Raw genomic sequence first — 23,784 nt, forward strand, 5'->3', positions numbered from 1 at the left:
GGTTACCCTCGGGAAGAGCCGGGTGCGGGAAATCCGCCCGCCCGGATCTGTGAGGGCGAAAGCCGAATGGCTGAGCTACTCGACCGCGACCGCGCCGATTTCTGCGGACCAGTCGAGTGCCAACTCGAGGAATGACTCGAGTTCAAGTTGTGGGGGCCGGCCGTTGATGCGCGACGAAGACTTTGAACCGAAGCCCCGCAAAAATGCGCGTCACCCGCGCCGGAAATACCTCGATCGCTGCCGTCAGCCAATCTTGCTCGTGGTTGGGAAAGTCGCAGCAAGGGAACCTTCCATGGCACCGGGATCGGGCGCGGTGCCGGCGTCTGCAGCGAGCTTGCGTCGCGTGACCGCTTCGCCGCCTTCCAGCAGCGCCTCGTCATCAAGTCCCGTGTCGTCAAGCTGGATGGAACGGGACTTCAGTCGGCGCGCGCTCATCTGCGCTATATCCAGCGCGCTGGCATTCGATAGCCGGGCGAACTCTATGATCCGGAGGATGGCACGACCAGCGACCGTCATCAGTTCAGCTTCATCTTTTCGGCCGAGGGGCGGTGACCGATACCAGGATCTGGGCGTTTCGAGCCGAGGCCGGTCGCGACAGCCTCGTCCGCCCGGGCAAGGAAATGTTCGAGCAAGTGGAGTGTGTGTCTGAGCAGCGCAAGGCGCTGACGACGCGCATAGTTTGCAAAAGCTGACGCCTCACGAGCGCGCGACGAGGATCCGCCGGACGGAACGGGCTGTGAAAGGGCAGACCGCTATATTTTACATGCGGCTCGGGTAATCAGGCTTGCCTCCGTAACCGATGCACGGCTAGCCAAGTCAACACCCAGTCGGCGGTGGTATTAAAGCGGATGTCATAGGATTCGCCCGCAGGTAATTCCCTGCAAAGGGTTTGTGTTAGGTGCAGCCGCAAGCATCCGTTCGCAGGGGGCGTCCGTAGTTCAGCACAGTCGAACCCAAAAAAGCGCCGCACCACCGGGTAGAGTCCTTTGAAAAGTGTCTCCTTTGCCGAAAAGAGCAGCGTTGCCAGCCGATCTGGAGGGAGCGCCGTCTGTCGTGCAATCAAGGCATGTTCACGCTGGTTAGCCGTCATGCTCAGGATCGATTCCAGTGCGTGGCCGCTGGCTATTGCCTCGATGTCGACACCGGCTTGCCAGCCTGGATTGCCTTTGGCGAAACAGGCGCAATGCCCCCGCGCATGGGTGATTGAACCAACTGAGCCTTTTGGCCAGACTGGGGCGCGGTCGGGACCGATGGAATCTCAGTAGTAAGTTGGCCCAGCGCCTGCAACGCCGCGTCCGCCATCGCGCGACCGGCCAGAAATTCGGCACGGCGTAACGGTAGTGCCGTGCACAAGCTGGGAGGGAAGGCCAAGGCGAGGTTATGAAACAGATCTTCCGTGTAGCACTCGAAATCGAACCGGGCATGCACAAGAACCGCATCGACGTATCCCGTGTCGTGCAAGGTCACGTCTTTAAGAAATCCAAGCGAACGAGCAGAAAGAGCAATAAGGTGCCTGACGGCTGAGGCGCGCATGCTGGAGGCCGCGCTCACCGCCACAGGGCCCAGCCTAGACCCCATCGCCGTAGACAAACGCAAGGTTCTCCTTCGGCTCGGGAAAGCTCAGTTTTCGCGGTGGCGACCGCATGTTCGGCGAGCGTGATCATGGATGATTTCTCCTCAGTCTGTGCCGCAGCGCGTTTGGGGATAGCCCGAGCATGGGTCGTGCCAACTAGGAAAATCCTTTCAGAACAGTGCGATCATTCCGATAGCACTGCATCATCCGACATCGTCGAAGATCCGACACCGAGTCTACCGTGACCGCCTGTCAGTTCCCTGTGCGAACTCGGTGTGCGCCGCGGAAAACTCAACTCACCGCGAACTGGTCGAGTTGCATCCGAGGAATGACTCCATTTCAAGGTGTGGGCCGACCGTAATGTGCGACGACGACTTTGAACCGAAGCCCCTGAAACATGGCGCCACCCCAGCCGCAGATACTTGGATCGGGCGCTGCCGTCAGTCAATCTTGCTCGTAAGAGGGCGGTGAGAAAGTCGCGGCACAAGCAACCTTCCATGCACCTGGATTGGGCCCGGCGCCGGGACGTCCGAGTGCGTGCGACCGTCGTTGCGGTCGTGTCGTTCTCGTTGATAATGGGTATGGCGCGCCAACTTTGAGAAGTCGTTGAAGGGTTGAAACCGCATTGAGGCGGCGATGCTGATCATCTATATCTTCGCGGGTCAATAGTATTTGCCCAACGCCAAAGCTATGGCGTTTTAAACTCTGTTCGTAGGCACGCATGAATTGAACCTGACCGATAGCGGCGGCCGTTTGTTTCTCCTCAACTCGCAGAGATCTGTCCAGATGGTTGAAGTGACTTGAGCCGACCGCGACAACACCAGACGTGACGATGATCACCTGCTGCCCTCGTGCGAAAAATCGGACGACATCCTCTATTAGTGTTTCAAGCCAAGAACCGCGTATTTCTCCGGTTTCTGGATCGCCGATCAGTGCTGAGCCAATCTTCACTATCAACCGGCGAGCCGCCAATCGGATCGAGCTTGTTGGTGCTGCCGCTGAGTGTTGCTGCACTGGAAGTGAAGACACGTCTCTCCAATCTCACCTGTCCTGAGCGTCACGGCCTTGGAGGGGTATAAGGGCGCACGAGGCGCCCTTGATTTCAGATCGGCTGTCAGCAAGCCGCGTCGCCTTGGTATCAGAAACGGTAGGTGACGCCTGCGCCTATCAACCACGGATCGAGCGCAGCCTTCCCCGTCAGCTTCGCGCCGTCGACCGTGACGTCGAAGTCTGGCTTGAGGAAAAGCTTCTTCACATCGAAGTTGACGCCCCAATGCTGATCCACCATGTAGTCGAATCCGACCTGCAGCGCAGTGCCGAACGTGTTCTTAACCTTGAGAGCATCGGCGCTGCCGGCATCCTGGTTATAGAATATCGTGTAGTTCACGCCGGCGCCGACATAGGGCTTGAAAGTGCCGAGATCGGTAAAATGATACTGCAATGTGAGCGTAGGCGGCAGCAGCCAAACCTTGCCGATCTTGCCAAGCCCGCCGATCGTTCCTTGGCCGTCGATGTTGGCGTAGGTGGTGCCGAGTATGAGTTCCGTGGCGATGTTGTCCGTGAAGAAGTAGGAGATATCGAGTTCCGGCGTCACCGTGTTTGAATAAGAAAGATCGGAGCCGGGCACTGCATTGACGTAGCCCGAATCCTCAGTGACGACCCCCAACGCACGCAGGCGGATCTGCCAAGGGCTTGGCGCTTCCGTGACCGAGGCTCCTGCCTGCGGGACGCTCGCCGCTTGCGCAAGGTCCGCCGCGACGGCCTGCTGTCCCATCACGATGAGGACAACGGTCGCTGTTACTCCCCGCGCCGCGCGCATTTGGTTTCTCGCCATGATACTCTCTCCTTGCTCTTCAGAAATGTGGACTGAACTACGAAAAGTCTTGCTCGAATTGCTTGCGATTGCCGCGGCGCTCATGCGCAGTTTGCGTGGGACCGCGCACACATTATTTGCGCCGTGCTCGCAATCATCGACCCTGTACTCACTCAGAAGTAAGCGGGATAACCAAAGGCCTGCAGCTTTGCGGCCGTCTTACCCGCGTGGCCCGGTGGACGCACGCCCGCTTCGTGGTGGAGAGCAGGATCGGCGGGTAGCGGCAAGGGTGGTCCCGGCGCCACAGTGCGCGCGGAATTCCGGCATCTTGCCAGAAGTTGTAGAGGCACTGACCGCGGCGCTGATCACGGGAACCTTGTCAGGGACAGTCGAGATCGCTGTCAGGGCGTCGTGGTCGCGATCGAACTGTGTTCCATCGAAGTGCCCCAGGGGCCTGGCCGACTGGCTGGCGGCCCAGGCAAGTGTCCGTTCTCCTTCTACATCTTCGAGCCAAAGATAGGGATCATCGTCTGGGGCATTCAGCGTTGGGCGGAAATCGAATATGGTCATGTCCGGATAACGTGAAGAATGATGTCGACTGGAAAACAGCCGCAACGTCCTGTCGGCTCGGAAAGGCCGAGTTTTCGCGGCTGCGACCGCATGTTCGGCGAGCTTGATCATGGCATGATTTCTCCTCAGTCCTTGCCGCAGCGCGTTTGCGGATAGCCTTGCACGTGTCGTGCCAAACGAGAAAATCATTTCACAACAATGACATGGCTCTGATTGCGGTGTGTCTCATGTCCGACTTTGTCGGAGACCCGACAACGAGTGCAGCCGTGACCGCCTGATAGAACCTCGTGTGCGAGCTCGGTGGGCACTGCGGAATAAGCAGTGAAGCTCACCGCGAAACTGGCCGAGCTTCGGACCGACATCGGCGACGGGGCGATCGACGACCACGACGTCGACGGTGTCGGGCGCGGCACAGCCTGAGGAGCTCCGCGGCGGCGATCATCGAATAACTGCGTTTACGATGGCTCATCCTGGCCCACGGGTCAGCGCGCAAAAGACTGCTTTGCGGCCTCATCCCTTTGCCTGGATTGAGTCGCAGGGACCGAATGGCGCATCCGCTTTTGGAACCGGCAGAGTGGCCATAACGCAATTGTCTTCCGGCTATCTTTACAGAGATTCGACAATCCGGTTGGTGAAGGTCCCATATCGCGCAAAGCATTGATGCGCTTAGGTCTGGGCATGCGCCCATCCGCAACCATCTCATCAAGAGCATCGATCCGACACCAACATAGAGAATTGCTTCCCCCTGAGAGAGGCCTCGCGGCGGACATGAGATTGCGTCACTCTTCATGATCGCGGCCTCCGAGGATGTCGGGATCTAGCCAGTGCAACGGCACGATAGGGCGAAGGATCTGGCAGCTCTTGCAACTGCCGACCTCGATGGGAGAGGCACATCGCGATCTGTCCGGCAGAGACACAGGGTTCTGCACTGTCCGTTCATGAAGACGTCGTGCTGGTCTCCATAAGAGAAGTATTCTGGTGCAGAAAGTGCCCGATTAGCTATTCGGAAAAAGGCGACATCGACGTGCAAATCGGGCGCCGCCGTGAGGCGTCCTCCTCAATGTCGGATTTCGGACAGGATCGTAAATCCGCCAACCCATTGTTTAAAGAAAAGTTCCTTCTCTGGCACGGCCCATGCATGGGGTTCTGCGAACGCATCAGCGAGACGTTGTCCATGATCATGCGCACCGAACATGCCGTCGCCGCAGTGAAAACACGCTTTCGCCTGCCATCAGCCGCCGAAAGGCGGCGCGTCATTGTCGAGGCGGCGATTGCGCCGGCCTCAAAACACCTTAATGGGCTGGAAAGCGTTCGCGTGACCGCGACGCGGGCACCAGAGCGGGCGGAAAGGACATACGTCGTTGCCCCAGGTAGCCGGTATGACCCGTCGATTGTCACCGCGCTGGAATGCTCGGGTCTACATTCGACGACCCGAATGCGCTGGACAAATTCTCGCAAACCCGGTCGGGACCGGGGCTCGCAAATGTCCGCGAGGGAGCCCTATGGCTATGGCCGATATTCGCCGCGAACAAGCCGCCTAGTGGGAAGACTCTATAGGAGGAAGCAGTGGAGTTATCTTGCGTTGGGGTCGGTGCTGGGCCGTCTAATTTGAGCCTTGCGTGTCAGATACACGAGCAAGTTGGGCAAGGGGCACTGTTCCTGGATCGGCAGGTCGACTTCCGCTGGCATCCAGGCATCGCATTCGATTCCTCGGAGCTCCAGGTCAGCCACTTCAAGGATCTGGTCACACTGGTGAATCCGCGATCAGCCTACACTTTCGTAAACTTCCTGCACGAGAACGGGCGTTTGTACCACTTCCTGAACGCACAGTTCGAGGCTGTGTTCAGAGCTGAGTTTGAGCAGTACCTGAACTGGGCCTTCCACAGGAACCCACTTGTCCATGGCGGCGAGACCGTGCACGAAATCCGCTTTGACGGCGAGTTTCGGGTGCGGACCGATAACGCGGTTCTCGGCGCCAGAAACGTCGTGGTTGGCATTGGCAAGCAGGCGCAAATCCCGCCTCAGTTTCAGGGCTGGATTGGACGCAACCTGTTCCACTCATCTGTTTTACTGCACATCCACCCTGAGGTGCGGAGAAAACATGTCTGCGTGGTCGGCGGAGGCCAGTCGGGAGCCGAGGTGATGTTGCATCTTGTCGGCCTGCCGAAAGAACGGCGGCCTGCCTCGATTACTTGGGTCTCGCAGCGCGAAAACTATCTGCCTCTGGACAACAGCCCGTTCACAAACGAATTGTTCATGCCCTGCTTTTCGGACCGTTTCGCGGCGATGAGCGAGTCGCAGCGTAAGCTGCTCCTGCGGCGTTTCGTGCTTGCCTCGGACGGCATTTCGGAAAGCACGTTGCGCGCGATCTATCAGGCGCTGTACCGCCACGCATTTATCGAGCCAAACCGATCCGACATCACACTGCGGCCGGGCTGCACCGTCTCCCACTGCATCAACGCCAGCGCGGGTCACAGGCTGACCCTGCAGCACGGCATGGTCGAGGTCGAAGAAGTCACGGCTGACATCGTCATCCTGGCCACCGGTTACGAGAACGCGGTGCCAGACTTCTTGGAACCCATCGCGCACCGGCTGGAGCAGATCGACAATGAATTAACTATTCGCGAGGATTTTTCGGTGAGCTGGGACGGACCGTGTGACAGACGCATCTTCGTACAAAATGCGAGCCTCGGGCAGCGCGGCCTGGCCGATCCGAACCTAAGCCTGCTGGCCTGGCGCGCGCGCCGCATCCTCGATAGCCTTCTTGGGCGCGCGCCATGCGCGAACCCCGAGCATCCTGGCTTCATAAGCCATACCTCGATCGAGAGCTGGCCCGCCCCCGCAGCCGAAGAAATGGGCAGCGGGATATGACTCGTATGCTTTTGATCATCGGCGGTGGCATCCTAGGAATGATGCCCGCCTGCGCTGCGGCGAACCCCGGAGGCTTCTCCGATATGATCGTGACCGACCAAGCCCTTCGACCAAGCGGCGCATCGCATCACTCTGGGGGCGTGCATTTCCCCTACGGTTGCCAAGGCCGTACCAAGTCGCTCACTCGAAAGACCGCCGTGGTCTTGGCGGCCATGGCTGGGTCGGCAGGTAGCGGATGGTGCCGGCCTTTGGCGATGCGTGTCGTGGTTGAACCGGGTGAAGCGATTGATCCGGCCCAGTTTACGGAACCCCTAGACTCGGCTGAGCCTGACATAGGCAGTCTCGCCCGAGCTTCTGCGGACAATATCCGCCGGAGCGGAACGCACTTAGCATCGCCTCCCTCATCACGTGAGTCCGTCTCCGTGGACCCGCAACTTGATCAGCGCCCGACCGCCCTAATCGGCATGTCCAACCAAAACCAGTCTTTCCAACAGGAGGCTTTTCGCATGTTGACTGATGCACAAAGAGAAAAGTGGCAGAAGGACGGATACGTCAGGCTCGAAAGGTTCTTCGAACCAGCGGCTCAGGAAGATATCTCTACCTTTGTCGAAGATATGTCACGCTGGGTCGTCAGCGATGATAAATGGCTCATGTGGTTCGAGAAAACGACGGACAATCGAAAGATCACCTCCAAGATGGAGAATTTTCTCGACTTCCATGATCCATTGCGTCGTTTGCTCTTAGAAGATCAGCGCATAAAGTCAGCGGTCGAGGAGTTGCTTAGCGAAGATTCGCGCAGGCTCAAGGAGTTGCTGATTTTCCACTACCCCGACAGCGGCGGCTATCTCCCGCATCAGGACATTTATCACATTCCACACAAACTCCCGGATCGGATGGTCCATGCGGTGGTTGCCATAGGCATCGACGACTCCGACGAGGAAAACGGCGGGCTTTTCTTCAGCCCCGGCAACCACAAGAAGGGGGTGTTTCCCATGGATGCCGGTGGGGTGATCGACCCTCAAGTTGCCGAAAAGTTCTCCTGGGAACCCGTAGTATGGAAGTCTGGCGACATCTTCATCTTCGACGATTACGCACCGCACTACTCACCACCGAACAAAAGCAATCGTTCTCGGCGGACACTCTACTTGGTGTTCCAGCGTGCTTCAACCGGCGGGCCGACCCGCGCTGAATATAACGTGCTTAAGCGCGCCCTTAACCCGCCCGAGGGCAAAGTGGCCGATCTCGACAATCTCAAGCCCCCAAATGGCATCTTCTATCGCGATTGAGCTCACGCAGCCAGGCGGAGGCATGCACACGAAGCTGATCGACCGCTCAAAAATGCGCGGACGGTATGGACGTCTGATTTGCGGGCTCGCGGAGCATCGACCGCAGCCCGTTACGACGCTTTGGCACGTGGATTGCGGAGGTGGTCGCAGGCGGTCTTCTGTGCGCCTACAGCCCGACTAGTGCCCCCCTTGGTTGCCCGCTTGCCGGTCCAGAGCTGCACTATCCTGGCCGGGCCGCCAACGGGTCGGGCGGCCGTTTCTCTCCACGAATTGCACGGGAGGCTGTTGCGTTGGCAGCCGAAGGTCCCACTGCTTCAACAGCTTAGGTTGGTTGTCATGCGCAAATACACGTTTTCTCGAACGGAACTGTCGCGGGCGTTTGGTATCGACACGGCCACGCTTGGAACGGGCAGCGCTCGCACGGGGTTTTCATTCGGAAAGGTTGGACCCGGCGTCACATCCGAGCCCCATCGGCACGACGAAATCGAGGCCTTCGTGATCCTATCAGGATCGGGCAAGGTCAGGACCGACCTTGGGGAAGTTTCGGTCGAGGCGGGTGATGTCGTTGTGTTCCACCCTTTTGAAGCGCATGTGCTGCGCAACGATGGGGACGAAGACCTAAATTTCGTCGATGTCTACTGGCGAGACGACGACGCCGCTCATCATGTCGCTGCAAAGCTCACGGCTCCCCGCGCGCCGACTTTCGTCTTCTCCACGCCGCCGACGCCAAATGGCGATCTGCATCTGGGGCACCTTTCCGGCCCCTATTTTGGCGCCGACGTCTACACGCGCTTCCTGCGCATGAAAGGGGTCGAAGCCTATCACCTGACTGGGAGCGATGATTTCCAAAGCTACGTCGCCGCGCGCGCTGATGCCGATCAATCGACGCCGGCAAACGTGGCGCGCTACTATGCCGACGAGATTCGCGCCACGCTTGCACTTTTCGATTGTGCGGTCCACAGCTTCCAACTCACGACGGGCGATGACGGTTACGGGGAGTTTCAAGCCGCCTGTTTCCGCAGTCTTCTGAGCAGCACGGCGATAGATCTACGCCAGAGCCCTGCGCTTTTCGATGCCGTGACAGGCCGTTATCTTTACGAACCGCATGTTAGCGGCCTCTGCCCCGATTGCGGCGGGTCCGCGGGTGGCAACATCTGCGAGGACTGCGGCGCCCCAAACCTTTGCCACGACCTGCGTGCAGTCCAATCACGGCAGTCTGCCGAGGCGCCGCTGGTCGGCTCCGTCCGCCGCGCTGAACTTGCGCTGCATCGATGCTTCGACAACGTCGACCGGCATCTAAGGGCGTGTGGGGCCCCGCTACGAATCTTGGATCTCTTCGCACGCGTACGCCGACGCGGGAAATTTTCAGTGCCCATTACCCACCCCTCGGACTGGGGCCTGCCGGCGGAAGGGTTCCCGGGCCAAGTGATCTGGGTCTGGCCGGAGATGGCCTTCGGTTTTCTGTACAACATCCAGGCGCTCGGCCGCTCGCTGGGTCGCGACTGGAAGGCCGAGATGCCCGGCAACGACTGGCAGATTGTCCATTTCTTCGGCTTCGACAATTCCTTCTACCACGCGCTACTCTACCCCGCTCTTTACGCCGAGGTCTTCTCCCACTGGACGCCACGCATCCGCTATCACGTCAACGAGTTCTACCTACTCGACGGCAAGAAGTTCTCAACCAGCTGCCGCCATGCGGTCTGGGGCAAGGAGGTTCTGAGCCCAAAGACAGTTGACGTCGTGCGCCTTCATTTGGGCCTGACACGCCCGGAAGGTGAGCGGACGGATTTCACGCTGGACGCGCTGCGCCGCACCGAGAACGAGGTGTTCCAAGGGATTTGGCTGAACTGGCTTGATGCGTTGAACCAGGAAATCAAGCAGGATTTTGCCGGCCGTGTACCCGATGCAGGCGACTGGAGCCCGGTCGACCGCGCCTTCTTTGCTCGGATAGAGATCTATCGCGCGGCGATGGAGCGCGCCTATTCGGACGAAGGCTTCTCGGTTCGGCGCGCGGCCACTCAGGTCTGCGAATTCGTGCGCGATTGCGTGATCTACCGCGGGGCGCGAGACTTTGCGGCGGCGCGACGTTTCTATCCCGCCCGCAATCGGACTTCGCTAGCCCTTCAGACGACGGCCGCTGCGATCCTGGCACCGACACTCGCTCCGCTGATGCCCCGCTTCGCCAGAACGCTGGCGCGAGGCATCGATGGCGCCTCAACCGAAACATGGCCCCGGTCCGTCCAGCGCCTTGCGCCCGGGACGCGCTTTGATCTTGGACCCGTGTTGGTGTTCTACGCCAAATCCGGCAATCCTCATCTCGATAACGAGGAAACACTATGAGCCCAAAGGTGCACCAGTGAGCTGTCCCCATCTCGACCAGATCTGCGCGGCAATCAAAGCCGACGATGCCAAATATCTTGACTCGCTGTCACTGGCGAGGGAAGCCGCTCTGAAACGGTAGAGACTAGATTAGCGGACCTGAACCAACGCGTCGTCAAACAACCCTGGCCCGCGCCTTCGAGGACCGCTCGGCCGATCGCTTCCCAGCCCTTGCTGTTCGTGCCGAAAATGCGTGTGGGCTCGACTGGGCTGACCAACCTCTTCGGCATCGGGATTTCCGTCCTCCAGCCGGTCAAGGCTGTCATTCGGTTCGACCCGCTTGGTCAACCTGGCGTGCCCTGGACCGTGCGCCGATCACCAATGTGGATGCGAATGCCGCGTGATGGTACCTTCGATTCTGTCCGAGCGTGTACCGGCGCGGCAGTCAGCCGACGAACAGCTGAGCTACTGATCGGAATGTAGCAGGTCCAAATTCTGCCCCTGAAGCCGGATATTGCTCAATCAGCGTCGACGATGGCTTGGTGCACAAGCTTCCAACCAGACCGCGCAACGACAGCCCGTCGCCTGAGGATAGTCGGCGAGGGCCGCCAAATCGCAAGCGTATCCTCCGTCGCATGCGCGCCGTGTTCGCCGAAAATGCAGACGCTTGTCTCGTCGAGAGATACATCCAGCTATTTTAGGGGGCTCCTCAGGATTGCGTGTTTGCTCGGGTGCGGACCGCCCCTCAGTTCCCAATCGAGGAGCGATTCTACAATTCACATGTTTGGAGATCGCTCGCTAGGTAACCCGTCTGTGAGCCCTACAAGCCGATGCTTCAGATGCCGCCCATGCAGAGATATTTCATTTCGAGGTAGTCCTCGAGGCCATGGCGGGATCCCTCCCGCCCGATGCCGGACTGTTTTATCCCCCCGAACGGCGCCGCTTCCGAAGACATCCGGCCGGTATTTACCCCGACCATTCCATATTCCAAGGCCTCGGCGACACGCCAGACACGCTTCAGGTTAGAGGCATAAAAATACGCCGCGAGGCCGTAGATCGTTTCATTGGCATCACGCACGACCTGATCCGCATCGTTGAAGCGAATAATCGGTGCGAGCGGCCCGAATGTCTCTTCTCGCGCGACGGTCATCTCGCTGGTGACACCGGTCAGGACCGTTGGTTGGAAAAAAGTGCCATTCGTGCCGAGGCGTTTGCCCCCGCATCGAATTGCGCCGCCTTTAGTTACGGCATCGGCAATATGGGATTCAATCTTGGCCAAAGCCTGCTTGTCGATGAGAGGCCCGATGTCCACTCCGGGAGCGAAACCGTCACCAACTTGAAGTTGGCGAGCCCGTTCCACGAATTTCTCGACGAACTCGTCGTGAACGCGCGACTGGACGTAAAGGCGGTTCGCTGAAACGCAGGTCTGGCCGGCATTGCGGTACTTCGCCTGGATCGCACCGTCAACCGCGGCATCGATATCGGCATCATCGAAGACGATGAAAGGTGCATTGCCGCCGAGCTCTAGGCTGACTTTTTTGATCTGGTCCGAGCACTGGCGCATAAGTAAGCGCCCGATCTCAGTAGACCCGGTGAAGCTGATCTTGCGGACCTTGGGATTTGTGCAAAGTTCGCGGCCGACCGCGTCACCTTCGGACGCATAGATCAGGTTGACGACGCCTTCGGGGAAGCCTGCCTGATGGGCGAGGGCGAACATTGCTCCAGCCACGAGCGGCGTCTGTTCAGCGGGCTTGAGGACAATCGTGCAGCCCGCCGCCAAGGCTGGCGAGATTTTGCGCGCCACCATCGAGGCCGGGAAATTCCATGGGGTTATCGTGCCGACCACCCCGATGGGCTGCTTGATCACCAGCATTCGGCGGTCCGTCGATGGTGCGGAGATCGTCTCGCCATAGACGCGATTTGCCTCCTCGGCGTACCATTGCAGATACGCCGCAGCATGCGATATCTCCGATTTGGCCTCGGCAAGCGGCTTGCCCATCTCCGCGGTGAGAATTGCAGCGAGATCGTCGGTGTGGTCGATGATCAACTCATGCCATCGCCATAGAACATCGCTGCGCTCACGTGCGGTAAACCCTGCCCATCCAGGCTGCGCGATATAGGCCTTCTCGATTCCAGCGCATGTCTCTTCGACTCCCATGTCAGGTAGTTCTGCCAGCACTTCGCCGGTCGACGGGTTGAGGACCTCGAATGTCCGCTCTCTAATCCGCGTGCCAAGTGCCGGCAGGCGATCGATGGGTCCAAACAGGTCAGGGGATCTCAGGTGACGGATCATCGGCGGGCACAGGGGCAATCGGTTTCCTCCTCAACGCCAGGCGTATATAGCAGGTTCGGTGTGTAGTCCGGACGTCCAAGCTCCTCATAGGACCTCGGCCAGACAGCTAGCAGACCACGGTTGCCAACTGGAAAGGGAGAATACCTGAATTCGCTAGAAGATGAGTCGCGGTTCTACTAGCCGGGCTCGACCGGCGGTTGTGGGGGGGGCGCGGGGCGCGCCCCCCCGCCCCCGCCCCCCCACCCTGCGCGCGGGGGGGGGGGGCGCCCCCCCCCCCCCCCCCCCCCCCCAACCCTGCCAAAGGTCTTCGCGGCCAGCGCCTGGTTCTACGTGCCGGCCACCGCGTCGTTCGGTCGGCAATATTTATTGTAGATCGTGAATGCGTCGGTGCCGTTCAGCTTTTCCATCTCCTGCATCCGGTCGTTTGACCGGAATGCGGTAGGGCTGATTCGGCCGCAATGTCATGTTGACCTCCTCGTCCAGCAGACCTGCGGGTTCGTCTCTCTGCGCCAACGGCGCTCCTCCAGGATCACATTTCGCTCGGTCTTGATATCATCCTCGTTGAGGATGAGGTTGAACATGCGATCGGCCTCGAAGCCCATCATCTTGCCCAAAACGAGTCATAGGCGGTGAGGGCGTTATTGTAGCCGCCACTCACTTAGACGGCTCGGTGAACTCGCTGTCGGCGCGGTTGGTGGTCGCTTTGAAGATCAGACGCTCGCGCGAAGACGGACCTGAAAAAAACGGCGGGTCGCGACATTCGCGAGGCGCTGGAAAACGAGGCCGTAGGACTGGGCGGGAAAAACGATGCCGTTGCTCTCTTCTGGCGTGATGGCCTGCCGCGAGGCCGTTGAACGTGATGAGTTGCTGCGGGAAGGGGAGTGTTTTCGCGGGACCTTGGTCAACGTAAGAAACAAACGTCGAGCTCGCCTTGGATGGGGGCATGCAGCACATTTGCCGCTGCAGGACAGCAGCACCGAAGCTGTCCGCGCTTGCCGTCGTCCCTGGGCACCAAACAGGAGAATTAGCAGTCGCGATTGATTTCATGTGCGTAAAATATCGCCTGGTGCGCTCGGCTGCAAATGCATGCCTGGCGGAGTGGTCGCATAGGTCAAGGGCATCGGGTGAGTAACAGCCTGACCTTGCTCAATCTGATGCGCGCTAACCGCCTCGCCGGATTGTGGAACTGCTCGCGGGTGGCTTCTACCACAAACAGCAAGGTCAAGAAATCAAGCAGGAAGTCGTCAATCGCCTGGGAGATTGTTTCTGACTTGCCCTTGAACTGGTCCAGCAAAACGCGCGCGCTATCGATCGCTTCCACGCTGGTCGCATCGATCAACCCCTCGACCCTCTTGAAACAATCCAACTCGAAACTCCTTAAGGCGCTCCCAAGGTGTTATGCACGAAGGCAGCTCCGTGAACTACCCGGCCTTTGACCTGGCGGCACGAGCAGCGGTCGGCCTTACGTCCCGCGCCTCCAAACCCGAGCCATCGACGTGGCGCTGAGGAGCGTTGGAAGAAATTGGGCGCTTCCGGCCACGCTCGAGCGGTAGTGTAGGACAGTGCTTGCTGGCGGCTACGCCCACAATGGAGTGCGCCAGCTGATCGGGGTTAACAATTTTTCGCTTTTTGCTGCGCCCAACTCTCGGCTATGACTGGGACAGGCCTAATGGCCTGCCCACGTTGCATTGTAAAAGAAGGAACAAGTATATGCCGACTGGAACGGTAAAGTGGTTCAACAGCACCAAGGGGTTTGGATTTATCCAGCCCGACAATGGCGGTCCGGATGTTTTCGTCCACATTTCCGCTGTCGAACGCGCGGGCCTCTCGACCCTCGCTGACGGCCAGAAGATCAACTATGAGATCGAGCAGGATCGCCGCACTGGCAAGTCCTCCGCTGGCAGCCTCAGCAAAGCTGGTTGAAATTTTCTCCTGCGTCCTGGCAAGAGTAGGCACGTAGGTCCTCACGGCCGCTCGATGGGACCGAGCAAAAACTGAGGGCAGCAGTTTGCTGCAGGCGTCGCGAATTCCTCATGAAACAAAGTTGTTTGAAAGGAAGGCGGGGTTGGCCCCGCCTTTTTATATGACGCGCAGATTAAGCCGATGGCTGCAACGCTCCAGAACGAATCTCGATTGCCGAAATCAAGCCGCGACCTTCTTGCGGGTTCGCTTCGTCGGCGCAGGCTCCGGCGCTTCCTGCGCCTTCGGTTTGCGGCCGAGCCCCATCGTCTTGGCCAATGTCGAGCGCGCCGCGGCGTAGTTCGGCGCGACCATGGGATAATCCGCCGGCAGGCCCCATTTGGCCCGATATCCATCCGGCGTCAGCCCATAGTGGGTCGACAGATGGCGCTTTAGCGATTTGAATTTCTTCCCGTCCTCAAGGGAGATGATGTAGTCCGGTGTCACCGATTTCCTGATCGGGACTGCAGGCGTAAGGGCAACCGGCTCTTGCGCAGAGACACCTCCGGCCGTCGCTCTCAGAGCCGCATGCACTTGGCCGATGAGGGCAGGGAGATCCCCCACCGGGATCGGATTGTTGGAGACATAGGCCGACACGACATCGGCGGCAAGCTCAATGAGGGTGTCGACCTTTTTTCCGGCTTCTTCTGTCATGAAACTCTCCAGGCGGTGAAACATAGTCAGCGAAGCGTCGCTTCATAGGGCCGGTTGCCGCTGAAAGCAACAATGTCTCGACAGCGTTATTGCCAATGCTCATCCAGAAGCGACATCGATGCGCCATATTTCCCGTCGTGACGCTGAGCCACTCGTTGTTGGCGACCCTGCCGAGGTGCGTGGCGCGTCCCGGCTGTAACTTTGCGTCGAACTTGCTAGTAGTCTTGAGCCTAAGCGCGGTTTTTTTGTCTCGGTATTACTTCTTTTGACTGTGAAATCAGGGATCGTGATCGCTTGCTGGTGGCGTCAGGGACGATGGACGTTCATTGGCCATGGCCAAATGTAAGTTCATCGCCCGGTGAGCCACTCTTCCAAGGGGCTGGGAACCGCCGCTGGTAACCAAGGACATCAATGTATTTCGAGGCGTTTCTTAGCCGGTCCTCGAGAGACGGCAATCGCTGCGGAGGACACCTGTTCCACGATATCGAACAGCGCGGCGACACGGGCAGCTTTCGAATCTGGAGCGGCTTCTCGCAAGTTGGCGCCGCGCCGAGAGGCCGGGCAAGGACAGTGCGTCGCCTGCTTCAATGATATGCATCAACCAGCCAGCGACGCGTCCTCATACAGAATGCCGCGACCGGCCGTGTGATCTCGCCGGTAGTCGCCGAGGCCCTCTGCATGAAGCCTCGTGATGTGCTGACGATCAACCAGGCCACAAAGGTCGACGTCCTGAAGCAGGGATCACATGAGTTTGCCACTATGCGCAGGCTTGCCATGCGCTTCCGCGGCATTTTGCGGGGCCTGTGAATTCGGCAAGCTCGACACTTCGATCGACGTGGCGTCACCCGGCTCATCGCCAACACGCGTTTCGGTCTGGTCCTACGCCGTGACGTTGACTCCGTTCGCGATGCCATTGAACTGCCGTGGAGAGCGGCCGAGGCGGAAGGGCTGATCAACCGCCTGAAGACGATCAAACGTACCATTAGGCAGCGCCGGCTGCGAACTCCTTAGGCACGCATGCTGCCACTCAGCCGGCCTGATCACCACACGAAGCGAGGAAGAACCTGGTCAAGTGCAAAGCGACAATTGCCTCGACAGCAGGTCCCGGAAGGTTTATGCTGCCCAATGTTACCGCAATCCTGAATCGCGATTGAGTACCTTCACGACTGAAGGGAGTGGAACTGCTTTGTCGGCCAAATTGTTGACGGAACGCCCGGCGCCCATTGTTGCTACATGTCTAGATTCTTGGGGCGTTTTGGATGATGCAATCCACCATCTCACTCCAAAGGGCAGTGGAATCTGGAACAACGTCGCTTTTGTACGCACGACATCCTTCGTGCCCGATTGGCATATTGTCTTTAACTCTGCTTCTCTTTTTGGGCTCCCTGTTGATATCGAGGCGAGCCCAAACAGGACAATCTTTGCAATCGGCGAACCGCCGACGAAAGCTCATCGTGCATTTCATGAAGGGCAGGGGAAGAATACTATCGTCCTGACGTCTGACGAAGAGCTGGCTGCTCGGCAGAATGCAGCGCGCCGATTCGTTTTGTCTCCACCTATCACTCGGTCTTGGTCTGTAAACAAGACATATGACCAACTTCTGGTCAGCGAAGTCGTGGATAAGCCGCTTCGGCTCTCATGGATTACCAGTAACATCGCCCTGCTAAAAGGACATCGATATCGGCTGGCGTTTCTGGAACGGCTGAGAAAGGAGCTCGATTTTGACCTGTTCGGCCGAGGTTTTCGGCTGATTGGAGATAAATGGAACGCACTCGCACCTTACCGTTACAGTATAGCGTTCGAGAATACTCGTGCTGACTACTATTTTACAGAGAAGCTTATGGACTGCTTCGTTGCTGAAACAATGCCGATCTATTACGGCAGCCCGGCAATCACGAGGTTCTTCCCTTCGGACTCTATGGTTCTGATTGACCCAGAGGACAAGAACGTAATCCCAAAAATTCAAGAAATCATCGACTCGGACCTCTGGAAGGAACGTCGCGGCGCAATAAGAGAGGCGAAGCGGTTGGTCCTCGAGAAATACAATACGTTTGCTTATCTCGCGAGCTTCATCGAAAGCGTTCAGGATAAACCCTTACCGCCGGAAATTATACACATCGAATCGCCTGAGGTCGATTTTGGAATAGACGAATGAAGTACTCCAACGCTCGCTTCGCGTGCCCGGCGGTCGGTGGTCTGGCGAGATCGGTACGGAACGCTCGGCGGAGAATGCCTGCTGCGCAGACGGGCCGGCACGGGCGCACGAGGTCATGCGCCCCCGGCTGCCGCTGATCAGACGAACTGGGGAAGGCCAGGAACGGAATTGAGGACCTCGTCCACGAGTTCGTCGCCGGCATGTTCCTTGGCGCAGGCGATCGTCTCGTTGGCGAGGCCGGCGATCTTTGCCATGCTGAGACCCTCACTCATCAATTGCTGGCCGAGCCCCATAAGGCCGCCACCCTCTGGGTCGTCGCCATGATACTTCGCTACTAATTCCGAAGCTCCCGGAATGGCCTCGATCATGCGCGCAACGGGACCGTCGGCCGCGTGGCTTTGCAGGAAACCCAGCATTAACCCAACGCCCTTCTCTGCGAGAGCCGGGCCGATGCCGGCACCAGTGGCGATGCGCGGTAAGAATTCTTCCATGCAGGGTCTCTCTCTCTTTGATAAGGTTTACACGGGGCCGGTCCGGCGCCCAGCGCCCTTGGCCGAACCACAATTGAACTCCACAAAAATAGGCCGGCGGAAGTGCTATTGCGCGTAAAACCGCCTCTGTCAACGCAAGCTGCGTCGGACGTGCGTGTTTCGCAAACCGAAGATCATTCCAATTCACATCATTACGCATTGGCAACCGCACAGTTTGCGGTGGCTCGCTTATGGGCCAATGCCCCGCGCCCGTCAAATGATGACGACAAGGTGGTCATCGCCTAGGATCTGTGGATCGAGGTGTGAGGCAGTTACAGCCGGTGGACCTGCTCAAGCGCCGCGCCGGCACCAGGGCTAGATTGGCGATACTGCGCGTATTGGCCATGTCTTTCCTCGCGTGATGGGATGTTCGTAGAAGCGGAGCTATATGCCGGTGTGACGATCGACAAGGCGGACCGGCTATTCCGATAGGACATCCATACTGTCGCATAGACCGTCGCTGCTTTGGTATTGAAACCGCCATCGCTGGTGACATCGCAGTCGGCGGGTGTCGATAAGGTCGATTCACGCAATCAGCCGGTCAGGAGGAACGAATGAACCCTGAGGTTTCAGAAGCTCACTTTTCGCAAGGCGTGCAGCGCACATCGTGCAAGAGATTGCCATTCTTGCGGATGCTATCGACTTTCTCAACGATGGCGGGAAGATCGCAGTGACCGAATCTACGAAGCCGCCCCCAGGGCGTGCTTTGATGCATACAAACGGTTGCCGAGCAGGGATACTCCTCCTCCCTGAAGTCCAATCGAGAAGAGCGATCACTTCCAAGAGGGTCCCAGCTCAGCCGCGAAAACAGGTGCCAGACCCCGATCCTCTCCCTCAACTGATCTAGCTCAGGGCGTTCATGAGCCGCAGATCGCATAGTGGCTGCGTGCACGACGCAGGAAGACCATTTATGAAAATCCTATTCAGAACGATGGCTGTCACCTTGCTGGCACCCACCGCCTTTGCTGCGGATTCGATCCCCACCGACCTCAGAGATACGGCATTGGCCACCTTCAGGGCTTTGCCATCCACCACGCCGACAGTCGCCAACAACCCGATCACCCCGGAAAAGATCGCTCTCGGCAAGGCACTGTTCTTCGATCCACGCGTCTCGGCGTCAGGCGTCTTGTCGTGCAACTCGTGCCACAACCTGGCCACCGGCGGCGACGACAATCACGAAACCTCGATCGGCCATGGTTGGCAGAAGGGACAGCGCAACGCGCCGACTGTACTGAACGCTGTCTTCAACATCGCTCAGTTCTGGGATGGTCGTGCCGCAGACCTGAAGGCTCAGGCGAAGGGACCGGTCCAAGCCGGCATCGAAATGGCCAATACACCGGACCAAGTCATCGCCACGCTCAAGTCCATGCCGCAATATGTCGAGTGGTTCGATGCAGCTTTTCCGGCTGAAGCCGATCGGGTCACCTTCGACAACTTCGCCAAGGCGATCGAAGCCTTCGAGGCGACACTGGTCACACCGGCCCCGTTCGACAGCTTCCTGAATGGTGATGAGCTTGCCATGACTTCCGAACAGAAACAGGGCCTGGCGCTTTTCATGGACAAAGGCTGCTCGTCCTGCCATGCCGGCATCAACGTTGGTGGGCAAGCCTATTTCCCCTTTGGCCTCGTGGAACAGCCCAGCGCCGAGGTCCTGCCGGACAAAGACGAGGGCCGATTCGCGGTCACCAATGCAGCCGATGACTACTATGTTTTCCGCGTGGCGCCGCTGCGCAACGTTGCACTCACCGCGCCATACTTTCATTCGGGCAAGGTTTGGGATCTGAAACAGGCCGTCGCTATTATGGGGACCACCCAGCTTGGCGTAGTACTGGCGGACGAAGAAGTTGATCTGCTTGTTGCCTTCCTCAACTCGCTGACCGGAGAGGCACCCGAGGTCACCTATCCCATCTTACCCTCCGAAACGGCGACAACGCCCCGGCCTGTAACGCAGATCTCAGGAAAATAAAGGGCCAGCTGGCTGCGGACGTGGCAATCGACAATGATGCGACTTTTACTTGGACGGACGAATCGCGAGGTCCATCTCCGAATTGGCGGGACACGCTAGCAATACCCGAAACCTGCAACCTCGCCCGTAGTCTGCGCAAATCAACTGGGGAAGCGGACAGACGCGCAGCATCATATATTGTCGCCGCCTGAGCGAACATGCCAAGCAGTCTACTTTGAGAAACGACGTGTGTACGATTTGTTCGAGGCGCGGGGCCTGTATGTTCCCAAGGACCAATACTATAGCGTGGTGTCACATTTATATTTCTGCGGGATGAGGACACGTGCCGAAGGAAAATTGCACATTTTCGCCGTGTGGCTTATTTTCAAGAGTGTGATCGGTTTGGCATATTCCCGGCCGACATCCGCCACCGGCAACTCCCCACACGGTGAGGAAGAGAAGCCTTACGCCTGCACTTTCTGCCGGAGCGCGCGTGCTGCAGCGACCATGTTCATGAGGGCAGGGCGGACCTCCTCCCATTTGCGTGTTTTGAGGCCACAGTCCGGGTTTATCCACAGTTGGCCGTCGGACAGTCGCTCGCGGGCAAGCATGACTAAGTCCGAAATCTCGCCGACTTCCGGGACGCGTGGTGAGTGAATATCATAGACGCCGGGACCGATTTCGTTCGGATATTTGGAGCTCGTGAAGGCGTCCAACAGTTCCATCTTCGAGCGCGACGTCTCAATCGAAATGACATCCGCATCCATTCCAGCAATCGCGTGAATGATCTCGTTGAACTCCGAATAGCACATGTGGGTATGGATTTGAGTCGCGTCCTTTACACCCGTTGAAGCGATCCGGAAACATTCGACAGCCCAGTCGAGATAGACTTTCCAGTCAGATTGGCGCAGTGGCAATCCTTCGCGAAACGCGGCCTCATCGATCTGGACCATCCTTGCGCCGGATCTTTCGAGATCCGTCACTTCGTCGCGGATGGCGAGCGCGATCTGGCGGCAGGCTTCGGAGCGGGGTACGTCGTCGCGAACAAAAGACCAGTTGAGAATGGTGACTGGGCCTGTGAGCATTCCCTTCACGGGCTTTTCCGTAAGCGACTGGGCGAATCGCCACCAGCGCACTGTCATCGGATTGCGCCTCGATACGTCGCCGAAAATGATGGGGGGACGCACGTAGCGCGACCCGTAGCTTTGTACCCAGGCATGCTGGGTGAAGGCGAAGCCAGACAGCTGCTCGCCGAAATGCTGTACCATGTCGTTTCGCTCGAACTCACCGTGCACCAGCACGTCCAGCCCGATCTCTTCCTGCCAGCGAATTGCAGCCTCGATCTCCTTCCTCAGGAACGTCTCGTAGTCGACATAGCTCAGCTGGCCCTTCGCATGAGCGGCCCGCGCCTTGCGTACCTGCGGCGTCTGCGGGAAGGACCCGATGGTCGTCGTCGGGAACGGCGGCAGCCCGAGTGAGCCGGCTTGGACTCTGGAGCGCTCGCCAAAAGCGCTCTCTCGTCGCTTCGCGCTGTCCTCAATGCTAGCGATCCGCCCCTGAACAAGCGGGTCATGGATCCTCGTGGATGTCACGCGCGTGGCGGCAGCCTCGGCAGACGCTTTCAACGCGCCTGCCACCGCATCCCTGCCTTGGGACAGGGCCCGGGCCAGCAAGACCAGCTCGTCGGTCTTCTGGGCCGCGAAGGCGAGCCACGACCTGATGTCGGCGTCGAGTTCCGTCTCCATGCGCAGATCAATCGGCACATGCAGCATCGAGCAAGAAGGCGCGATCTCGACGCGGTCCAAGGGCCAGCCGGCGACGATCGGTTTGATGCGGTCGAGAATGGCGGGCAGGTTCGCACGCCAGACGTTGCGGCCATCGATCAAGCCAAGCGAGAGCACCAGATCCTTCGGAGCGAGCCGACCCACCGTTTCCAGCTGCTCGGGAGCGCGCACGAGATCAATATGCAGCCCGGCCAGGGGCAGAGAAACCGCGGTTTCGAGATTGTCTCCCAGCGACCCGAAATACGTAGCCAGCATGATCTTCAGCTCGGGCGCGGCTTTCGACAGCTGGCCATAGGCGAATTCGAACGCAGCTCGTTCGTTCGGGTTCAGATCGAGGACAAGCGCTGGCTCATCGATCTGCACCCAGTCGGCTCCCGACAGCTTCAGCTTCTGCAGGACTTGCTCGTAAACGGGCAGCAGCCGCGGTAGGAGCGCGATGGGACCGAACCCCTCGGCAGGCGATTTCGCCAGCTTGAGGAAGGTGATGGGTCCAAGGATGACTGGGCGTGTGTGAATGCCGAGAGCTTTAGCCTCGAGGAAGTAATGGACGGGTCTCGTCGACGAGAGGGCGAACGTCTGATCATCATCGAGTTCCGGCACAATGTAGTGGTAGTTGGTGTCAAACCACTTGGTCATTTCCATCGCGGTTACACTAGGTCCATGAGCCTCCTCCTGGTGACCAGCGTGTCCACAATCCTCCGTCTGACCCTGGTTGCCGCGCGCCATTGCGAAGTAGATGTCAAGTGGGACCTCGCCGCTATTCCAGCCGTAACGGGATGGAACGGCCCCGACCATGGCTGCGGTGTCGAGCACATGGTCGTAAAGCGAGAAGTCGTTCGACGGGATTTTCGACACGCCGCGATCGCGCTGCTCTTCCCAGCTAGCGGCACGGAGCGCCTTCGACGTCGTGAGAAGGTCGCCAGCGGACGATGTTCCGGACCAGTAGCTTTCAAGCGCGAATTTCAGTTCTCGCCGACGACCGAAGCGCGGCACGCCGAGCGTTGCTACAGGAATTTCCTGAGAGTCAGTCATGTCATACCCCGATGGTTGAGGCGCCGATGACAAGGAAGGCGCTAGCAGGCCGGCACGAACGCCGGCTTGCAGCGGCCACCGAGACACGCCGCCCGTGGACGTAATTCGCCGTGGCAGGTCTCCTGGCTCGCGGGGTCATAGCCTCTACCCGTCTTCCTGAGGGTATTCGCCTCAGTGACATGAGTGGGGTTGGCTCGCCGCTAACAGTTGCGGGGGCAGCGCCGGCATTGCACCGGCTTCCCTCTTAGCTCCGCTGCGGCAGCGCCGCACGCGAGAACCACGACACGCAGACAATCACAGCAGTCCGCTCTTTTGTCAATGACGCATAACGAAATGTTTATGTCGTTATGTGATTTCGCTTTTACGCTTGTCTAACATTGTGAAATATTCAGTCGCCCATTGGCGGCGCTGCTCCGCTGCCACCATTGTCCAACTAATGGATCCCTGTCGGGCTGCGACATCCCTCGCAGGTCGCCGATGAAGGATTTCGGACAAGACTTCAAGCGCGTGACAACGTCATTAGAGCGGGATGAATTTAGGTTGGGCATACCCTGCCTCTGTGAAGTAATTTCGGCATTCGGTTGACGTGACGGTGCCGAGGATTTGGCCGATGGCGTCACAGACGGTTTCGACTGTTCGCTTGGCAGCCTTGCGCAGCCAGTGCTTGAGCTTGGCGAAGAGCTTCTCGATAGGATTGAGGTCGGGCGAGTATTTCGGCAGCAAGAACAGCCTGGCGCCGGCTGAGCGAATGGCGCGGCGCACGGCCTTGCCCTTGTGCGAGCCGAGATTGTCCATGACGACGATATCGCCTGGCTTGAGGGTTGGGACGAGAACCTTGTCGACATAGAGCTGGAAACGCTCGCCGTTGATCGGTCCGTCGATGAGCCATGGTGCATCGACACGGTCATGGCGCAGCGCCGCCAGGAAGGTCATTGTCTTCCAATGGCCGTGTGGCACCTTGGCTTTGATCCTCTCGCCGCGCGGCGCCCATCCCCTGAGC

At 58.9% G+C, this 23,784-nt stretch carries 18 protein-coding genes, 1 pseudogene and 1 riboswitch; of the genes and pseudogenes, 7 read left to right on the plus strand and 12 right to left on the minus strand.

The genetic code is table 11. The annotated features are described in order from the left end of the window. Positions 1 to 243: 243 nt before the first annotated feature. The 6 genes and pseudogenes from NKJ06_RS26640 to NKJ06_RS26665 form a co-directional block, all read right to left on the minus strand. Entirely contained in the window at positions 244 to 516 is a 273-nt protein-coding gene (locus NKJ06_RS26640) for a hypothetical protein (RefSeq protein ID WP_352811161.1), read from the minus strand. A 262-nt stretch (positions 517 to 778) separates the two neighbouring features. Continuing rightward, on the minus strand, positions 779 to 1,252 hold the full coding sequence (locus NKJ06_RS26645) for a 4'-phosphopantetheinyl transferase family protein (RefSeq protein WP_352811180.1): 474 nt from the start codon (positions 1,250 to 1,252) through the stop codon (positions 779 to 781). Between the two features lie 11 nt (positions 1,253 to 1,263). Then, positions 1,264 to 1,578, minus strand: a pseudogene (locus NKJ06_RS26650) (hypothetical protein); the annotation flags it as partial. A 439-nt stretch (positions 1,579 to 2,017) separates the two neighbouring features. Then, positions 2,018 to 2,524, minus strand: a complete 507-nt coding sequence (locus tag NKJ06_RS26655) for an amino acid kinase family protein (RefSeq protein ID WP_352811182.1) — start codon at positions 2,522 to 2,524, stop codon at positions 2,018 to 2,020. A 187-nt stretch (positions 2,525 to 2,711) separates the two neighbouring features. After that, the gene (locus NKJ06_RS26660; protein WP_352811184.1) at positions 2,712 to 3,392 is read right to left on the minus strand and encodes an OmpW/AlkL family protein; all 681 of its coding nucleotides are present in this window, start codon (positions 3,390 to 3,392) and stop codon (positions 2,712 to 2,714) included. A 213-nt stretch (positions 3,393 to 3,605) separates the two neighbouring features. Next, on the minus strand, positions 3,606 to 4,067 hold the full coding sequence (locus NKJ06_RS26665; RefSeq protein WP_352811163.1) for a hypothetical protein: 462 nt from the start codon (positions 4,065 to 4,067) through the stop codon (positions 3,606 to 3,608). Positions 4,068 to 4,905: 838 nt separating this feature from the next. Between NKJ06_RS26665 and NKJ06_RS26670 the strand changes: the two genes are divergently transcribed. From NKJ06_RS26670 to NKJ06_RS26685, 4 genes are all read left to right on the plus strand, one after another. Beyond that, complete coding sequence (locus NKJ06_RS26670; RefSeq protein ID WP_352811164.1) at positions 4,906 to 5,568, plus strand: hypothetical protein; 663 nt, start codon at positions 4,906 to 4,908, stop codon at positions 5,566 to 5,568. Continuing rightward, positions 5,565 to 6,827, plus strand: coding sequence for a lysine N(6)-hydroxylase/L-ornithine N(5)-oxygenase family protein (locus NKJ06_RS26675; RefSeq protein WP_352811166.1), 1,263 nt, complete (start codon positions 5,565 to 5,567; stop codon positions 6,825 to 6,827). Before NKJ06_RS26670 ends, NKJ06_RS26675 begins: the two co-directional genes overlap by 4 nt. A 506-nt stretch (positions 6,828 to 7,333) precedes the next feature. Next, the gene (locus tag NKJ06_RS26680; protein ID WP_352811186.1) at positions 7,334 to 8,113 is read left to right on the plus strand and encodes a phytanoyl-CoA dioxygenase family protein; all 780 of its coding nucleotides are present in this window, start codon (positions 7,334 to 7,336) and stop codon (positions 8,111 to 8,113) included. Positions 8,114 to 8,449: 336 nt separating this feature from the next. Then, positions 8,450 to 10,453, plus strand: coding sequence for a class I tRNA ligase family protein (locus NKJ06_RS26685; protein ID WP_352811169.1), 2,004 nt, complete (start codon positions 8,450 to 8,452; stop codon positions 10,451 to 10,453). A gap of 814 nt (positions 10,454 to 11,267) precedes the next feature. On the opposite strand, the gene NKJ06_RS26690 is transcribed toward NKJ06_RS26685, so the two are convergent. Further along, entirely contained in the window at positions 11,268 to 12,743 is a 1,476-nt protein-coding gene (locus tag NKJ06_RS26690) for an NAD-dependent succinate-semialdehyde dehydrogenase (RefSeq protein ID WP_352811171.1), read from the minus strand. A 1,093-nt stretch (positions 12,744 to 13,836) separates the two neighbouring features. After that, the gene (locus tag NKJ06_RS26695; RefSeq protein ID WP_352811172.1) at positions 13,837 to 14,064 is read right to left on the minus strand and encodes a hypothetical protein; all 228 of its coding nucleotides are present in this window, start codon (positions 14,062 to 14,064) and stop codon (positions 13,837 to 13,839) included. A gap of 371 nt (positions 14,065 to 14,435) precedes the next feature. On the opposite strand from NKJ06_RS26695, the gene NKJ06_RS26700 reads away from it, so the two are divergent. Then, positions 14,436 to 14,648 carry a cold-shock protein gene (locus NKJ06_RS26700; RefSeq protein ID WP_023679670.1) on the plus strand — a complete coding sequence of 71 codons (213 nt, stop codon included), beginning with the start codon at positions 14,436 to 14,438 and terminating at the stop codon, positions 14,646 to 14,648. A 219-nt stretch (positions 14,649 to 14,867) separates the two neighbouring features. Here NKJ06_RS26700 and NKJ06_RS26705 read toward each other — a convergent pair whose 3' ends face one another. Beyond that, complete coding sequence (locus tag NKJ06_RS26705; RefSeq protein ID WP_352811174.1) at positions 14,868 to 15,338, minus strand: Ros/MucR family transcriptional regulator; 471 nt, start codon at positions 15,336 to 15,338, stop codon at positions 14,868 to 14,870. Between the two features lie 1,150 nt (positions 15,339 to 16,488). Here NKJ06_RS26705 and NKJ06_RS26710 point away from each other — a divergent pair. Continuing rightward, positions 16,489 to 17,493, plus strand: coding sequence for a glycosyltransferase family 10 domain-containing protein (locus tag NKJ06_RS26710; RefSeq protein WP_352811175.1), 1,005 nt, complete (start codon positions 16,489 to 16,491; stop codon positions 17,491 to 17,493). Between the two features lie 137 nt (positions 17,494 to 17,630). Here NKJ06_RS26710 and NKJ06_RS26715 read toward each other — a convergent pair whose 3' ends face one another. Beyond that, the gene (locus NKJ06_RS26715; RefSeq protein WP_023737108.1) at positions 17,631 to 17,984 is read right to left on the minus strand and encodes a hypothetical protein; all 354 of its coding nucleotides are present in this window, start codon (positions 17,982 to 17,984) and stop codon (positions 17,631 to 17,633) included. A gap of 949 nt (positions 17,985 to 18,933) precedes the next feature. On the opposite strand from NKJ06_RS26715, the gene NKJ06_RS26720 reads away from it, so the two are divergent. Then, entirely contained in the window at positions 18,934 to 19,989 is a 1,056-nt protein-coding gene (locus NKJ06_RS26720) for a cytochrome-c peroxidase (RefSeq protein ID WP_352811188.1), read from the plus strand. Positions 19,990 to 20,432: 443 nt separating this feature from the next. Here the strand turns inward: NKJ06_RS26720 and metE are convergent, their stop codons facing one another. Beyond that, positions 20,433 to 22,784, minus strand: a complete 2,352-nt coding sequence (gene metE / locus NKJ06_RS26725) for a 5-methyltetrahydropteroyltriglutamate--homocysteine S-methyltransferase (protein WP_352811176.1) — start codon at positions 22,782 to 22,784, stop codon at positions 20,433 to 20,435. A gap of 95 nt (positions 22,785 to 22,879) precedes the next feature. Next, a riboswitch (cobalamin riboswitch) is annotated at positions 22,880 to 23,081 on the minus strand. Between the two features lie 222 nt (positions 23,082 to 23,303). Then, on the minus strand, positions 23,304 to 23,784 hold a 481-nt coding region (locus tag NKJ06_RS26730; protein ID WP_352811178.1), incomplete at its 5' end, for an IS630 family transposase.

It is taken from the genome of Mesorhizobium sp. M0293, from assembly GCF_040321735.1.
Classification (GTDB): Bacteria; Pseudomonadota; Alphaproteobacteria; order Rhizobiales; family Rhizobiaceae; genus Mesorhizobium.